Consider the following 15,736-nt stretch of genomic DNA (forward strand, 5'->3'; position numbering starts at 1 on the left):
AGTATACCAATTTTTCCCCTTGCGTAGCAAAGAAGTAATAGGGAGTGAAGTCAAGAGAGAAAAAAATGAAATAATGCATATTTTTTAGAAAATTTACATTTATCAATTTATATTTCTCTAGATTTTATGTATTATTAGAGTAATGGGGGTAATGAGAATGGAGGAGGACAATGCAACAAACATTAGAAAAAATAGGCAAGCAAGTTTTTTATAAACGGCTACAGCAAAAAATGACACAAGAAGAATTATGTCAGGGCATTTGTTCTGTCTCATACTTAAGTAAGATCGAAAATGGAAAGATAGAAGCATCAGAAGAGATTCTACAATTGCTCTGCACAAGATTAGAGATTGCTGTGACGGATTTGAGAGATGTAGAAGAAGATGTGAAGGTGAAGTTGGATGAATGGTTGAATGCGCTAATTCATTTGGACAAGCAACAAGTAGAGCGCATATACGAAGAGTTGCAAGGTGAAATGAAGCATGTTTTGGATTTTGAAATTATAAACTATTATAAGTTACTTTATACGCGATATTTAATTATGAAAAGGGATATTTCTGTACTTGAAGAAGAGTTAGATAGACTGAAAAAGGTTTATAAGAAATATTCACCTTTTCAAAAGATGCTTTATACGTATAGTAAGGCTATATTACTTAGTTTGCAATATAAGCATAAGGAAAGCTTGGAGTATTTAATTGAGACGGAAGAAATGGCTAGAGAACAAGGGTATTTTGAAAATGGCATATATTATAATTTGAGTCTTGCATATAGCCATCTAAATATACCGCATTTAGCCATGCATTTTGCTCATATTGCTATGGAAGGGTTCCGTAACGAATATAAATTTCGTTATGTGATCAATTGTCAAACAATTATTGCTTTAAGTTATGTGGAAAAAGCGCAGTATGAAGAAGCTTTAAAGATTTATGAGAGTATATTAAGAGAAGTAGATTCTTTTGCGGAAAAAGATATGATTAAAGCTATGACCTTAAATAATATGGGGGAATTATACCATTATAAAAATGAGCATGATAAATCTAAAAACTATTTTCTTCAAAGTTTCGAATTGCAGAAGGCTGTCAATATGAATTATATTGAAACAATTTATGGACTGGCTAAACAATGCATTCATCTTAAACGTTATGAAGAAGCGCAGGAATGGATAGAAAAAGGAATTGATTGCTCACGTAGTGATGAAAAATATAATAAAATGATTTATTCGTTCTGTATATTTAAGTATAAATATTTTGGAGAATCTCAAGAGTTTAAGAGATTTTTAGAGAATGAAGCTATTCCATTCTTTAAAAGTGTAGGTAGTATGAAAGAATTGAAAAATGCTTATTTAGAATTAGCAATGTATTTTGAGAATGAATTTAAGTATGAAGAAAGTAATAAATATTATAAAGAAGCGATTAAAGTGTTGGAAGAAAAGGAGGAATTGAATTGAAAAGACGTATATATGGTGTGGTAGGGATGGGTTTAGTGGCGATGTTGTCTTTAGGAGTTAACTATTCTAATCCAGATATATATGGAGTAAAATCCCTGAAAGAAGGATCAGTGAATTATTCCAATCCGGATATATATGGATTGAAGTCTTTACAAGAAGGAAGTATACAATATTCTAATCCAGATATTTATGGTTTTAATTTTTCGGAAAAAAGAGGTATAAATTATTCTAATCCCGATATTTATGGTTAAGAAAATATTGAAAAACCCCTTTCCAATCGGAAAGGGGTTTTTCAATATTTGTTCCTCAAAATTCTACAAAACTTGAGAAAAAAGTTATTTGAATTTTTAGTATATTAATAGTGAAAACATAATGCTAATATGAAATTACTCTTTTTCAAAAAAATTTATTAGGGGGAATGTTAGATGAAAAAGAAGAGTTTAGCGTTAGTGTTAGCGGCAGGAATGGCAGTTACTACGTTCGGAGGGACAGGCTCTGCATTTGCGGATTCTAAAAATGTGCTCTCTACTAAGAAGTACAATGAGACGGTACAGTCACCTGAGTTTATTTCCGGTGATCTAACTGGAGCGACTGGTAAGAAAGCGGAATCTGTTGTGTTTGATTACTTAAACGCGGCAAAAGGTGATTATAAGTTAGGGGAAAAGAGTGCGCAAGATTCTTTCAAAGTGAAGCAAGTGAAAAAAGACGCTGTGACTGATTCAACAGTAGTACGTATGCAACAAGTTTACGAGGGAGTACCTGTATGGGGATCTACTCAAGTAGCTCACGTAAGTAAAGATGGTTCTTTAAAGGTATTGTCTGGAACAGTTGCGCCTGATTTAGACAAGAAGGAAAAGTTGAAAAATAAAAATAAGATTGAAGGCGCAAAAGCAATTGAAATCGCACAACAAGATTTAGGAGTAACACCTAAATATGAGGTAGATCCAAAAGCGGACTTATATGTATATCAAAACGGTGAAGAAACAACATATGCATATGTTGTGAATTTAAACTTCTTAGAGCCAAATCCAGGAAACTATTACTATTTCATTGAAGCGGAAAGTGGTAAAGTATTAAATAAATATAATAAACTTGATCATGTAACGAATGATGATAAGTCACCAGTTAAACAAGATGCTCCTAAACAAGAAGCGAAAGCAGCTGGAAAACCTGTAACTGGAACAAACAAAGTAGGGACAGGTAAAGGGGTATTAGGAGATACGAAATCAATCAATACAACGTTATCTGGATCTTCTTACTATTTACAAGATAATACGCGCGGAGCAACGATTTTCACATATGATGCGAAAAATCGTTCGACGTTACCAGGAACATTATGGACAGATGCAGATAATGTTTTCAATGCAACATATGATGCAGCGGCAGTTGATGCTCATTACTATGCAGGTAAGACATATGATTATTATAAAGCTACATTTAACAGAAACTCTATTAATGATGCAGGAGCACCATTAAAATCAACAGTTCATTACGGAAGTAAGTATAATAACGCGTTCTGGAATGGCTCTCAAATGGTATACGGAGACGGTGATGGTGTAACATTTACTTCATTATCTGGCGGCATTGATGTAATTGGTCACGAATTAACGCATGCTGTTACGGAGAACAGTTCAGATTTAATTTATCAAAATGAATCAGGAGCGCTAAATGAAGCAATCTCTGATATCTTTGGTACTTTAGTAGAGTTCTATGATAACCGTAACCCAGATTGGGAGATCGGTGAAGATATTTATACACCTGGTAAGGCGGGAGATGCACTTCGTTCTATGAGTGATCCAGCGAAATATGGTGACCCAGACCATTATTCTAAACGTTACACTGGTTCAAGTGATAACGGTGGCGTTCATACAAACAGTGGCATTATTAACAAACAAGCTTATTTATTAGCAAATGGTGGTACGCATTCTGGTGTAACTGTAACTGGTATCGGTAAAGATAAATTAGGTGCGATTTACTACCGTGCAAACACACAGTATTTCACGCAATCTACTACATTTAGTCAAGCTCGTGCTGGTGCAGTACAAGCTGCAGCGGATTTATATGGTGCTAGCTCTGCAGAAGTAAATGCAGTGAAGCAATCATTTAGTGCTGTTGGTGTAAACTAAGGCTTTAAAGGATAGTTATTAATAAAATACTTCAAAAATAAAGAAGGAGCATAGGCTCCTTCTTTATTTTTTTCTCCATTTTTTCCACAAATAAAACAATCCAATAGCGCCCGCGATTGTTACAATCCACTTCGCTTCATTCGTTCCATTCATGACATGATAGGCAGAATATACTTCGATTAACAAAGCCGGTATTTTACCTATTGTACTGGCAATACTGAAGGATAGTAATGACATTTTACCTAGAGCTGCAAATAAAGTCACGATACTGGACGGAATGAAAGGGATAAGACGGAAAGATAGGACGAGTAGAAAGGCTTCTCTGCCTTTTACATAAAGAAGACGCTTTACCTTTGGGTACTTATTTACTTTATCGTGAGTGAACTTTTGAAGGCCTATACGATAAATATAAAACGAGATAATAGCCCCTAATGCCTCACCTGCGATCGAAATAATGGTTCCGTTTGTTACACCAAAGAGCTGTATGTTAATAGCGGTCAAAAAAATACTAGGGATAAAACCTAAAAGACTGATGATGATGTTGATTAAGATACTAAGTGGAATTGCGATTGAATAATAATCTGTTAAGAAGTTTTGAATTGTTTCAGCCATCTTGTAAAATCCTTTATCTTTTTTTGCATTACACCATATTTCTATTGTGTAGGCAAGTGTAAATTTACATAATGTAGAAAACAGTTAATAAAAAGAGATCTGTATACCATATATGGGTATTGGGTATATAAAAATAGGGGTATATTTAGTTTGTTTTAAAAACACTCCATAAATATTATATTTAAAGGGTTTTTGGAGTATTATGATTGGTATTTTTGTTCGGGAAATAATTGTAAAATCATGGGGGTATATTTTAAGGTAGGCAAAAAACAGTGGTTTGATGAAAGTATGTTGGAAATATAGAAAAATGAATGAGAAACTTTAAAACTATATACGTTTTTTCTTTGTGAAATTGACTTTTAGTGGAGTTACGATAATAATCATGGAAGAGGTGATATGATGAAACGACTAAGTAGTCTTTTCTTGAGTGGTTTATTGGCACTAATGCTGATTTTAAGTGGATGTGCAGGAAAAGAACAAAAAACAGAAAAACCAAAAGAGGATCATTCTACATCAGTAGAAAAAATTAGTGATAATATTTTAGATGAAATGGAAGGACCACCGAAAAATGGTCATACGATTGAAAGGCATGTAGGTAAATCAGAAGAGGATTTGAAGAATCGTTTGAAGACAGATAAAGTATCAGCGGCAAGTACATACTATGATAAAGAAACAGCGACGAAAGCTGTAAAAGATAGTTTGAAGCAACATGATAAGGAAATTCAGGATTGGTTAAAAAATTCTAAAGAAGCTCGTCTTGTGTTAAATACAACTCATTCATTCCCAGTTGGAAAAACGGTAATAAAGAAAAATATGAATGTAAAAGACAAGTTAGTAAAAACTGTTACTGTTTTAGCGAGAGATAAATCAGGAGAATTAGGATATAAGATCATTACTTCTTATCCATCTGACAAATAAGAAGGGGGAGTACATATGTATACGACATTACAATACTTTCTTAAATCGTACTGTACGTTAAGTATTCATGAGGATGAAATAGTGAGTGTGATGAAAGAGTTTATAGAGCAAGAAGAAGAAGAAATTGTTTTGAAATTACGTGATGAATTAGTATATATGAAGAAAAAGAACGCATGGGAAGAAGCGTGCGTATTAGCTGCGAAGCAAGGAAATCGTATGTGGTCTTTAGAAGAAACGAAAGACCATCTTGAAAATTTTTTACTATTATTGCAAAAGAAAAAGGCGTGATCTACTCACGCCTTTTTCTTTTTAAAATTTGTCCGTTTAATAGTATCTTATTGTTTTGGGGCACTTTTATATACGCTTTTTGAAATTTGTCCATTTGATATTACTTCACCATTTTGTGTTACCTTTTTATATGTAACCGCGGTTATTTTATCACCAGTATTACTAACTACTTGAGAAGAAACTTCAACATTTTTGCCAGTATTTGTACCGAAAATACGTGTAGTAATACTACCTCCATTTGAAAATGCTTGAATGTAAATATGCTTACCTGTATTGTTTTTAAATTTTAAATCTGGACCATAATCTGCGACGGCTGCATCTTGCCCAAGTGGTAAATAATTTACGGGCATAGAATGATTACTTCGAGAAACAATTCCTAAATCTGCCCTTAAAGCTGCGCTATATAAAGTACTACTGACTTGGCAAACGCCTCCGCCTGCACTTTGTATAACTTTACCTTGTGAATATACTGCTGCGGATTTATAACCATGTGCAGCATCAGTTACGCCAACACGGTCATTAAAACTAAACGTTTCATCAGGTGCTACAATAACTCCACTTAAAGTATTAGCTGATTTATTTACGTTATAAGACTGATTTCCATTACGGCCAGCCATTGGAGTCGAGTATTCAGCAATTACTTCTTTAATCCCCATTTTCTGTATATCTTCTGTAGAACGTTCTGGTTTTATTAATGTAACCGGTAATGTAACATCTGATATACCAGTAGTAATAGCTTCGTTTGTTAAATCGTTTAGTTTTCCTTTATCAATTTTTTCTCCGTTTTGACTTTGACTAACATTTACTGTAGAGCCTTCAACACTTAATTCTGCATTAACAGGATTTTTTAATGTTTCATTATACTTATCTTTTATAAAGGCTTCATAAGCTGTTGTATTTAATTGTGGTGTTAATTTATAGTCACGTTTTAATTCATCGTTTTCAGCTTGCTTCCGCATTTTGTAACGACTCATTACGTTTCCTTCTTGTTCTTTAAAGATTTTGTTTACAATATCTTTCTCTTTATAATTTATCCCTAAATCTTTCCATGTGTAAGTTTGTTTATCATCTTGGAATATGTAGGTAAGGGATTTTTGATCTAATTCATTTACTTTTTGATTAATAATTGCTTGAATATCTGCTTTATTTTTTCCATCAAGAGAAATACCTTCAAATGTAGTGTTTGGTAATGCAGTTGTATTCAGTTGATCATTTAATTTGGATACGTATTGATATCCACCAACACCACCAACACAAAGTAATATGCCACCAGCGATAGTGGAACCGATCAGTATTTTGCGTAGCTTCATTTATTTCCCCCCAGAAAAATTTGTATAAATATATGTATGACATTTTTTGTATAAAAATGATGAAAATAACATTATGTACGTACTAGTATACTATTATTTTCACTATGCGTGTAATGTTTTTATAAAAAATGTTACACTGATGTAATAATTGTCTCTTTTTGTCACAATATGTACGAGAAATATGTTGAAAATTATAATAAAAAGGCTGCTTAGAAAAATCTAGCAGCCTTTTTATTATAATTTTTTATGCTCATTTTTATTCGTAACACCGAGATGTTCTTGAAGTGTTGTCGATATATCATTAACACTTTTTTCGTTTGGAACGTAATAATAAATACCACCTATATATTTATCAGTACCTTCCACTTGCAATTTATCCATTTTTAAATTTGAATCCATGGAACTTTTTGCAATAGCCATCATATCATCAAAAGTTAAGTTTGTTTTTAAATCTTTATCGACAGCATCTAATAAGCTTCCGATTTTATTAACGGAATTGAGCGATAGTGCTTTTTCCGCAATAGCTTCTAAAACAAGTTGTTGTCGTTGACCACGCATATAATCACTATCAATATGACGAGTTCTAGCTAGTGCAAGTGCTTCTTCTCCATTTAAATGTTGACGTCCTTTTTCTAGATGAATTGCATTTGCTTCGTCTTTACTATTTTGTTCTGTAAACTCAACGGGAACATCGACAGTAATACCACCAAGGGAATCAACGATTTTGATAAAGGATTTAAAGTTGAATTTTACATAGTAGTCAACTGGAACGTCTAAAAAGGTCTCTACTGTATCAATCGTGCTGTCTACACCACCGAATACGTGCGCATGTGTAATTTTATCGTATTTATCACGTGATTTAATGTAGACGCGTGAATCGCGTGGAATGCTGACAAGTTTAACGGATTTATCGTTTTTATTAATTGTTGCAAGTAATAACGCATCCGTACGAGTCGCTTTTCCATAATCCTTGTCCCTAATATCACTTTCATCAACGCCCATAATAAGGACAGAAATATTGTCAGTCATAGGTTTAACGACTTTTTCACGTTTGCTGGATTTATCTCCTCGGCCGAGTTCAGAATAGGCGTTGCTTAAGACGGATTTTGCTTTACTGTATATATGGAAGGAGTAACCTCCTGCTCCTATTGCTACAATAAGTAAGGGAATAAGAATGAACCAAAGTAGGCGCTTTTTCTTTGAACGTCCTTTTTTGGCTCGAGTTTCTTTGTTAATGTCGGATTTCATCATTTTTTCTCCTTTAAAACAATCAAAGTGTATACATCTAGAAGTGTATTAAAACACATAAAAAATATTGTACGCTAAATAAAAGGTATTGTACATGTATAAAAAATAGATGTCTTGATTATTTATAAGACACCTATTCGTTATTGTATACAAAAGACAAGGATAAGAAAATGATAAAATTTTACCTAATTAAAGCATAATACTTACAATAATCGCAGATAAAATGCTAACAAGAGTAGCTCCGTATAGTAATTTTAGGCCAAAGCGGGCAACGACATTTCCTTGTTCTTCGTTTAACCCTTTTACCGCACCGGAAATAATTCCAATGGAAGAAAAGTTAGCAAAAGAAACGAGGAAGACAGAAATAATACCAACTGTACGGATAGAGAGCGTGCTGGAAATTTTACTAAGATCCATCATTGCTACAAATTCATTTGTTACAAGCTTCGTTGCCATAATGCTACCAGCTGTGACAATTTCAGAACTTGGTACGCCGATAAGAAATGCAATAGGGGCGAATACATAGCCTATTATTTGTTGGAAAGTAACTCCAAATATAATGAGGAATAGGTCATTAATACAACTCATTAATGCGACGAATCCAATGAGCATAGCACCGACGACAATTGCTACGCGAAAACCATCAAGAATGTATTCCCCAAGCATTTCAAAGAAACTTTGTTTTTCCCCTTTGATTTCCAAAATGTCTTCATCATCGTTAACGTCGTAAGGGTTAATAATGAGTACGATAATAAAACCGCTAAATAAATTGAGAACGAGTGCGGTTACTACATATTTTGGTTCGATCATTGTCATATAGGCACCGACAATGGACATAGATACTGTTGACATAGCAGAGGCGCAAAGTGTATAAAGTCGATGTTTTGGAATTTGGGCTAATTGTTTTTTTACCGTAATGAAAACTTCTGATTGGCCGACAATAGCGGAAGCGATGGCGTTGTAAGATTCCAATTTACCAAGACCGTTTATTTTACTAAGAAAGAAACCAATCCAACGAATAAAGAATGGTAGTATTTTGAAATGTTGTAATATACCAATTAAGACTGAGATGAAAACAATCGGTAATAATACGTTAAGGAAAAATGGCATTTCTCCTTTATTTGCAAGACCCCCAAATACAAAATTTATTCCACTGGCAGCATACCCAAGTAGCCTTGTAAACAGATTGGAAATTATCGTAATAAGTATGAGGCCAATTTCTGTATTTAATAATAAATAAGTTAAAATTAACTGTATAATAAGCATGATAAAAATTGGTTTGAATTTAATATGTTTTTTATTGTTGCTAGCAATGTAGGCAAGAAAAAAAACAACGATAAGTCCAACGAAAAAAGTGATAAATTTCATAATAAGCCCCCCTAAAAGAGATATTCTGCTATATATGTTTTTCATTTAAAAGGAGAATATGCATGTTTAGTAAAGAAAGGAATAGAGGAATCATGAATATATGTAGAGTACATCACGTTGCAATTATTAGTTCAAATTATGAAGTGTCAAAGGATTTTTATACACGAATATTAGGTTTCAAAGTGATGAATGAAGTATACAGAAAGGAACGAAATTCTTATAAGTTAGATTTATGTGTAGGAGAAGAGTATCAAATTGAATTATTTTCATTTCCAAATCCGCCTAACCGCGCAAGCTTTCCGGAGGCTGCTGGGCTTAGGCATTTAGCTTTTGCCGTTACTGATATAGAAGAAGCTGTTAAACATTTAAAACGATGTGATGTTGAGACGGAATCGATACGTGTTGACGAGATAACGGGAAAAAAATTCGTCTTTTTTCAAGATCCTGACGGTTTGCCATTAGAATTGTATGAGGACTGAAAATTGGTGAATTTTATGTAGGGTTGCTTTCAAGTAAATGAAGAAACTAAAGTGAAACTTCTTTTTTAAAGGAGGTGTAACTTTAGCTAAGAAAAGCTAAAGGACATATGTGGATATTTTAAAATTATTGATGGTAGCTGTTCTGATTGCGCTAACAGGTTTTTTTGTAGCTGTAGAGTTTGCAATTATTAAGGTACGTAGCAGTCGTATTGATCAACTCGTCAGTGAAAAAAAGCGAGGAGCATTGGCAGCGAAAAAAGTAACTTCAAATTTAGATGAGTATTTATCAGCATGTCAGTTAGGGATTACGATTACTGCCTTAGGGCTCGGGTGGTTAGGGGAGCCAACCATTAAACATTTACTTGAGCCGTTATTTTTAAAGGTACATTTATCTCCTGCAATTTCCAGTACAGTTTCATTTATTATTGCCTTTGCAGTAATTACATTTTTACATGTTGTAATTGGTGAACTTGCTCCAAAGACTTTTGCAATCCAAAAAGCAGAGCAAGTTAGCTTATTATTATCAAAGCCCCTTATTTATTTTTACCGAGTTATGTATCCATTTATTTGGGCTTTAAATGGCTCTGCACGATTTGTGACAGGCTTATTTGGCTTACATCCCGCTTCTGAACATGAAGTTGCGCATTCTGAGGAGGAACTAAGATTAATCTTGTCTGAGAGTTATGAGAGTGGCGAGATTAATCAAGCTGAATTTAAATATGTAAATAATATCTTTGAATTTGATAACAGGTTAGCGAAGGAAATCATGGTACCTCGTACTGAAGTTGTTGGTTTATATGAAGATGAGCCGTTTGAGACACATATTAAAGTAATTGCTCAAGAAAAATATACGAGATATCCAGTATTTGGTGAAGATAAAGATGAAATTATTGGGATGGTTAATGTAAAGGACTTATTTATTCGTTATATGGATGGTAATCGAGATGAAGAGTGTTCGATTACACCATATACACGTCCAGTTATTGAAGTGTTAGAAAATATCCCAATCCATGATTTATTATTGCAAATGCAAAGAAAGCGCATTCCATTAGCTGTATTATATGATGAATATGGTGGCACAGCAGGAATCGTTACATTAGAAGATATTTTAGAAGAAATTGTTGGAGAAATCCGAGATGAATACGATGAAGATGAACATCCACCAATAGAGCATATAAGTGAAGTGTGTAAAATTGTAGAGGGGAAAGTGCTTATTAGCGAAGTAAATGATTTATTTGGCATACATTTGGTTGCTGATGATGTTGATACAATTGGTGGGTGGTTTATGGTACAAAATCAAATCGTTGCTGAGGGGGACATTATTGAGAAACACGGCTTTTCTTTTAAAGTTCTTGAAAAGGATATGCATCAAATTAAGCGAGTTGAAATAAAGAAAGTAGAAGAATGAATTTTTTATTATATAAACTTTAATAAAAAGGATATATAGAAAAATAAATGTTTGCGCTTTCAAAAAAGGTGCTTTATAGTGAAGGTGGATACTGAAGAATTCTTTTTAATGATACTCGTATTTTATAGGGCGAATTCTTTGGATAAGGATTTAGAATGAAAAGTATAGGTGATGAAAAATGATAGCAACGAAGGATATACGTATAGAAAAAGATTTTTTAGGTGAAAAGGAAGTACCGAGTGTAGCTTATTATGGTGTACAAACATTACGTGCCGTAGAAAATTTTCCGATTACAGGATATCGCATTCATCCGTCACTCATTACGGCAATGGCAATTGTAAAAAAAGCGGCAGCGCTTGCGAATATAGATACAGGTTACTTGGCTAAAGATATCGGACAAGAAATTGTAGAAGCTGCACAAGAGATTATGGATGGAAAGTTCCATGATCAATTTATCGTAGACCCAATTCAGGGCGGAGCAGGGACTTCAATTAATATGAATACTAATGAAGTAATTGCTAATAGAGCTTTAGAACGTATGGGGTACGAAAAAGGTGAGTATGCGAAAGTTAGCCCAAACACTCACGTGAATATGGCCCAATCAACAAATGATGCGTTCCCAACTGGGATTCATATTGCAACTCTTATGATGTTAGAAAAGCTTCTTATTACAATGGAAGAACTTCATTCTGCTTTTCGTAAAAAAGCAAAAGAGTTTGATCACGTTATTAAAATGGGACGCACACATTTACAAGATGCAGTTCCAATTCGTCTTGGACAAGAATTTGAAGCGTATAGCCGAGTGCTTGAGCGTGATATAAAAAGAATTAAACAGTCTCGTCAACATTTATATGAAGTGAATATGGGGGCGACAGCTGTTGGTACAGGATTAAATGCAAATCCTACGTATATTGAACAAGTGGTAAAACATTTAAGAACGTTTAGTGGATTCCCACTTGTTGGTGCAGAGCATTTAGTTGATGCAACACAAAATACAGATGCATACACAGAAGTATCTGCAGCACTTAAAGTATGTATGATGAACATGTCTAAAATTGCAAACGATCTTCGTATTATGGCGTCTGGGCCACGTGTTGGGTTAGCTGAAATTCAATTGCCAGCACGTCAGCCAGGTTCATCGATTATGCCAGGTAAAGTAAATCCAGTTATGGCAGAAGTGATTAACCAAGTCGCATTCCAAGTAATTGGAAACGATCATACAATTTGCTTAGCATCAGAAGCAGGGCAATTAGAGTTAAACGTAATGGAGCCTGTGCTTGTATTTAATTTAATTCAATCTATCAGTATTATGAATAACGGATTCCGTGTATTCCGTGAATATTGTATTGAAGGAATTACAGCAAATGAAGAATTGCTGAAGCAATATGTTGAGAAAAGTGTTGGAATTATTACAGCAGTTAATCCTCATATTGGTTATGAAGCAGCATCTCGTATTGCACGTGAAGCAATTGAAACAGGAAAATCTGTTAGGGAGTTATGTTTAGAACATGGTGTACTTACAGCAGAAGAGCTTGATATTATTTTGGATCCATATGAAATGACGCATCCTGAAATTGCTGGTGCTTCTTTATTAAAGGATAAAGTGAAACTTTAATCAGTGGGGGGGGAATCCCCCACTGATTATTAGCCTTCACCAATCGGGCTTTTACGGGCAGCCCGACTCCCACCTAACTCCCTCGCATTCGCCGAATTTTTGGGTGGGAGTTTTACTGCCCACAAATAGCGGGATAAAAAAATGTAATGTAAAAAGAACCGATCCATTTGGATCGGTTCTTTTTTAGAAGATATTAAATACAGCGTTTAATTGAAGTAAGCTAATAACAGCTAAGAAGATTAAACTGTATTTCATTGCTGTTTTAAATAAGGCAGATTCTTGACCAACTAGTCCAACTGCTGCACAAGCAACTGCTACAGATTGTGGTGAAACCATTTTCGCCATTGTACCACCTACTACGTTTAATGCAACGAGTGTAGAAGGAACGATGTTTAATTGGTCTGCAGTTACCGCTTGAAGTGGTGCGAATAATGAACCACTTGATACTACTGATCCTGTAATGAATACGCCAATCCATCCTAAGATTGGAGAAAGAACTGGGAATGCATTACCAGTAGAAGAGAATGCAAGTCCAAGTGTAGATGACATACCAGAGTAGTTCTCTACGTAAGCTAAAGCGATAACGCTACAAATTGTATATACTGGAGCTTTTAGTTCTTTAATTGTTTCAACCATTAGTTCTTTAATCATTTTACCTTTTACGCGGTAAACGATAAGTGAAACGATAATTGCTAGTACGATCGCAGTAGTTGTAGAAGAGAATACATCGAATTTGAAAATCGCTGCGAAAGGTGTATCTGCTTTTGTAATTGGTGTAGTTTTCATAACCATATTATGAAGACCAGGGAATTGAATGTTAAATACTAAGTTTGCTAACGCACCATCCGGAGCAAATAAAGCTTTAATTGGTTTTAAATTAAAGATTGTTACGAATGCAGTTAAGAATACGAATGGAGACCAAGCATATAAAATTTGATTGAATGTATGAGATACTCTTGCTTCTTGTTTTTCTTCTTTAGCAGAAGATTTTGGTTGCCAAACACGTAAGAATAATGCAAGTGATACCATACTTACAACGGCTGCGAAAATATTAGTAAGTTCTGCACCTAAGAAGTAAGTTACAAGGAACTGAGTAATTGCGAAAGAAAAACCACTTACAAGAATACCTTGCCATGTTTCTTTAATACCTTTAATTCCATCGACCATTGAAACAAGTAAGAAAGGTAAAATAATGCTAATGAAAGGTAAAATAAGAACAGTTTGACGACCTATAGTTAATGCATCTAATTGAGTTAATTGTGCAGGTACTGTAACTGGAATACCCATAGCACCCATAGCGCCACCAGCGATGTTAGCTACTAAACAAATACCTGCTGCTTTTAATGGATTGAAGCCCATACCTACAAGTAGTGCAGCTGTAATAGCAACTGGAACACCTAGACCAGCTGCGCCTTCTAAGAAAGCACCGAAAGAATAAGCGATTAATAACACTTGTAAACGTTGATCATTTGTAATGCTTGAAATACTATCACGAATTATGTTGAATTGCTCTGTTTTAACAGTTAATTTGTAAAGAAAAATTGCTGCGATAACGATAGTACAAATTGGATAAAATCCTGATAGAATACCAAATCCGGCAGATGCTACAGCTACTGTTGCTGGCATTTTATAAACGAATATAGCAAGAATAATAGCGACAATCACACTGTAAAGACCAGCGATGTAACTTTTCATTTTGAGTCCCATTAAACAAATGATGAAGCAGAAAATTGGAAGTGCTGCGATTAGTGCAGATAACCAAATGTTGTTTAATGGGTCATAAATTTGTGTCCAAGTACTCATAATAATGACAACTCCTATCTATTTTATGTGAAGAAATTCACATTATTTGTGAAACTATTCACAATCAACTTACATGCTTAGTATATTCTCCTTCAACACTATTGTCAACGTGAAAAAGTATAATTATTCCATAATAGTATTAAAAGTAACATTTTGTTCATAAAGTAGACAAAAAGCGTAATCAAATTGATTTGAATACGCTTTTATAAATTATTTACATATTCTTTCATTTTTTCATATGTCATTGGTCCTACATGCTTATATTGAATGACACCGTTTGAATCGATGACAAAAGATGTTGGAATACTGATAATTTGATATGCGGCACTTGCCTGTCCTTTCTGATCTAATAGGACGGGGAAGGTATATTTGTTTTCTTCAAGAAATTGTTTTACATTGTTCGGGTCTTTTTCAGTAGCTGTCGCATTTACAGCAACAATTTCAATCCCCATATCTTTAGTATCGTGATAAAACTTTTCCATATCAGGCATTTCTATTTTGCATGGACCACACCAGCTTGCCCAAAAATTCAATATTACTTTTTTTCCTTTATAGTCTGTAAGACGAACTTCTTGACCAGTGGTTGTTTCCAGAAGGAAATCGAGGGCAACATTGCCAACTTCAGTTCCAATGGGGATGTTTGATTTTGAAGCTATATCTTCTTTTTTGTCTAATAGGAAGTGATTGATAATAGTCCAGCCAACCGCAATGCTAAGTAACGCAATAATAAACCATTTTTTAATACTACATCCTCCTCCTTACTTAAATTTCATTTTTTTATCGTAACAAATTGGTTAAATATGGTCAAATTACTTTACGATAGGTTATCAATTATAGACGATATTTTACAATATCATTACTGTACATTTCAGTAAGGTGAAAATATAACAAAAAGCCTGATAAAACAACGTTTGTAAGCAAAGTATCGCTAGCCCTTTATTTTGCTTTTTCGTTGTATCATATAGTATAATATTCAAAATCAGGAGAGATTTTTTCTTGAACTGTGTGCTGATAAAAGTCGGGAAATTTTCTCAGCATTATGGGTTGATAAAGTTATGTCGTAACAGGAAATATAAGAACAGATATATAAATAAATAAAAAGAAAATAAAAAATGA

14 protein-coding genes are annotated in these 15,736 nt (G+C 34.0%); 8 read left to right on the top strand and 6 right to left on the bottom strand.

Features of this window, described 5'->3' with window-relative positions; all coding sequences use genetic code 11:
• Nucleotides 1-170: 170 nt before the first annotated feature.
• The 3 genes from JDS80_RS15225 to JDS80_RS15235 all read left to right on the top strand — a co-directional run bounded on the left by JDS80_RS15225 (nt 171) and on the right by JDS80_RS15235 (nt 3,571).
• Nucleotides 171-1,445, top strand: coding sequence for a tetratricopeptide repeat protein (locus JDS80_RS15225; RefSeq protein WP_071772158.1), 1,275 nt, complete (start codon nt 171-173; stop codon nt 1,443-1,445).
• Nucleotides 1,442-1,696, top strand: coding sequence for a hypothetical protein (locus JDS80_RS15230; protein WP_071772159.1), 255 nt, complete (start codon nt 1,442-1,444; stop codon nt 1,694-1,696). The genes JDS80_RS15225 and JDS80_RS15230 overlap by 4 nt, the downstream gene beginning before the upstream one ends.
• A gap of 174 nt (nt 1,697-1,870) precedes the next feature.
• The gene (locus tag JDS80_RS15235; RefSeq protein ID WP_199639081.1) at nt 1,871-3,571 is read left to right on the top strand and encodes a M4 family metallopeptidase; all 1,701 of its coding nucleotides are present in this window, start codon (nt 1,871-1,873) and stop codon (nt 3,569-3,571) included.
• Between the two features lie 63 nt (nt 3,572-3,634).
• Here the strand turns inward: JDS80_RS15235 and JDS80_RS15240 are convergent, their stop codons facing one another.
• Complete coding sequence (locus tag JDS80_RS15240; protein WP_199639083.1) at nt 3,635-4,183, bottom strand: TVP38/TMEM64 family protein; 549 nt, start codon at nt 4,181-4,183, stop codon at nt 3,635-3,637.
• A gap of 399 nt (nt 4,184-4,582) precedes the next feature.
• On the opposite strand from JDS80_RS15240, the gene JDS80_RS15245 reads away from it, so the two are divergent.
• Entirely contained in the window at nt 4,583-5,101 is a 519-nt protein-coding gene (locus tag JDS80_RS15245; RefSeq protein ID WP_071743808.1) for an RNase A-like domain-containing lipoprotein, read from the top strand.
• A gap of 15 nt (nt 5,102-5,116) precedes the next feature.
• A complete protein-coding gene (locus tag JDS80_RS15250; RefSeq protein ID WP_199639085.1) occupies nt 5,117-5,389 on the top strand; it encodes a hypothetical protein in 273 nt (90 codons plus the stop codon).
• A 47-nt stretch (nt 5,390-5,436) separates the two neighbouring features.
• Here the strand turns inward: JDS80_RS15250 and JDS80_RS15255 are convergent, their stop codons facing one another.
• The 3 genes from JDS80_RS15255 to JDS80_RS15265 form a co-directional block, all read right to left on the bottom strand.
• Complete coding sequence (locus JDS80_RS15255; RefSeq protein ID WP_199639087.1) at nt 5,437-6,699, bottom strand: VanW family protein; 1,263 nt, start codon at nt 6,697-6,699, stop codon at nt 5,437-5,439.
• Nucleotides 6,700-6,933: 234 nt separating this feature from the next.
• Entirely contained in the window at nt 6,934-7,950 is a 1,017-nt protein-coding gene (locus tag JDS80_RS15260) for an LCP family glycopolymer transferase (RefSeq protein ID WP_346011376.1), read from the bottom strand.
• 186 nt (nt 7,951-8,136) lie between these two features.
• Nucleotides 8,137-9,315: a NupC/NupG family nucleoside CNT transporter gene (locus tag JDS80_RS15265; RefSeq protein WP_199639091.1), complete on the bottom strand. Its 1,179-nt coding sequence runs from the start codon at nt 9,313-9,315 to the stop codon at nt 8,137-8,139.
• A 92-nt stretch (nt 9,316-9,407) separates the two neighbouring features.
• On the opposite strand from JDS80_RS15265, the gene gloA2 reads away from it, so the two are divergent.
• From gloA2 to aspA, 3 genes are all read left to right on the top strand, one after another.
• Entirely contained in the window at nt 9,408-9,794 is a 387-nt protein-coding gene (gene gloA2, locus JDS80_RS15270) for an SMU1112c/YaeR family gloxylase I-like metalloprotein (RefSeq protein WP_071743863.1), read from the top strand.
• Nucleotides 9,795-9,903: 109 nt separating this feature from the next.
• On the top strand, nt 9,904-11,202 hold the full coding sequence (locus JDS80_RS15275) for a hemolysin family protein (RefSeq protein WP_071772166.1): 1,299 nt from the start codon (nt 9,904-9,906) through the stop codon (nt 11,200-11,202).
• A gap of 178 nt (nt 11,203-11,380) precedes the next feature.
• The gene (gene aspA / locus JDS80_RS15280; RefSeq protein WP_199639093.1) at nt 11,381-12,817 is read left to right on the top strand and encodes an aspartate ammonia-lyase; all 1,437 of its coding nucleotides are present in this window, start codon (nt 11,381-11,383) and stop codon (nt 12,815-12,817) included.
• Nucleotides 12,818-13,000: 183 nt separating this feature from the next.
• Here aspA and JDS80_RS15285 read toward each other — a convergent pair whose 3' ends face one another.
• Entirely contained in the window at nt 13,001-14,620 is a 1,620-nt protein-coding gene (locus tag JDS80_RS15285; RefSeq protein ID WP_199639095.1) for an L-lactate permease, read from the bottom strand.
• Between the two features lie 203 nt (nt 14,621-14,823).
• Nucleotides 14,824-15,213 (bottom strand): TlpA disulfide reductase family protein, encoded by a 390-nt coding sequence (locus JDS80_RS15290; RefSeq protein WP_206763994.1) that lies wholly within the window; start codon nt 15,211-15,213, stop codon nt 14,824-14,826.
• Between the last annotated feature and the right edge of the window lie 523 nt (nt 15,214-15,736).

Source organism: Bacillus cereus group sp. N8 (assembly GCF_016483685.1).
GTDB classification, from domain to species: domain Bacteria; phylum Bacillota; class Bacilli; order Bacillales; family Bacillaceae_G; genus Bacillus_A; species Bacillus_A proteolyticus.

Excerpts from the sequence above, each read along its gene's own strand:
- JDS80_RS15225 (WP_071772158.1), top strand. The coding sequence starts at position 171 with ATGCAACAAACATTAGAAAAAATAGGCAAGCAAGTTTTTTATAAACGG.
- JDS80_RS15235 (WP_199639081.1), top strand. The coding sequence starts at position 1,871 with ATGAAAAAGAAGAGTTTAGCGTTAGTGTTAGCGGCAGGAATGGCAGTT.
- JDS80_RS15240 (WP_199639083.1), bottom strand. The coding sequence starts at position 4,183 with ATGGCTGAAACAATTCAAAACTTCTTAACAGATTATTATTCAATCGCA.
- JDS80_RS15245 (WP_071743808.1), top strand. The coding sequence starts at position 4,583 with ATGAAACGACTAAGTAGTCTTTTCTTGAGTGGTTTATTGGCACTAATG.
- JDS80_RS15250 (WP_199639085.1), top strand. The coding sequence starts at position 5,117 with ATGTATACGACATTACAATACTTTCTTAAATCGTACTGTACGTTAAGT.
- JDS80_RS15255 (WP_199639087.1), bottom strand. The coding sequence starts at position 6,699 with ATGAAGCTACGCAAAATACTGATCGGTTCCACTATCGCTGGTGGCATA.
- JDS80_RS15260 (WP_346011376.1), bottom strand. The coding sequence starts at position 7,950 with ATGATGAAATCCGACATTAACAAAGAAACTCGAGCCAAAAAAGGACGT.
- JDS80_RS15265 (WP_199639091.1), bottom strand. The coding sequence starts at position 9,315 with ATGAAATTTATCACTTTTTTCGTTGGACTTATCGTTGTTTTTTTTCTT.
- gloA2 (WP_071743863.1), top strand. The coding sequence starts at position 9,408 with ATGAATATATGTAGAGTACATCACGTTGCAATTATTAGTTCAAATTAT.
- aspA (WP_199639093.1), top strand. The coding sequence starts at position 11,381 with ATGATAGCAACGAAGGATATACGTATAGAAAAAGATTTTTTAGGTGAA.
- JDS80_RS15285 (WP_199639095.1), bottom strand. The coding sequence starts at position 14,620 with ATGAGTACTTGGACACAAATTTATGACCCATTAAACAACATTTGGTTA.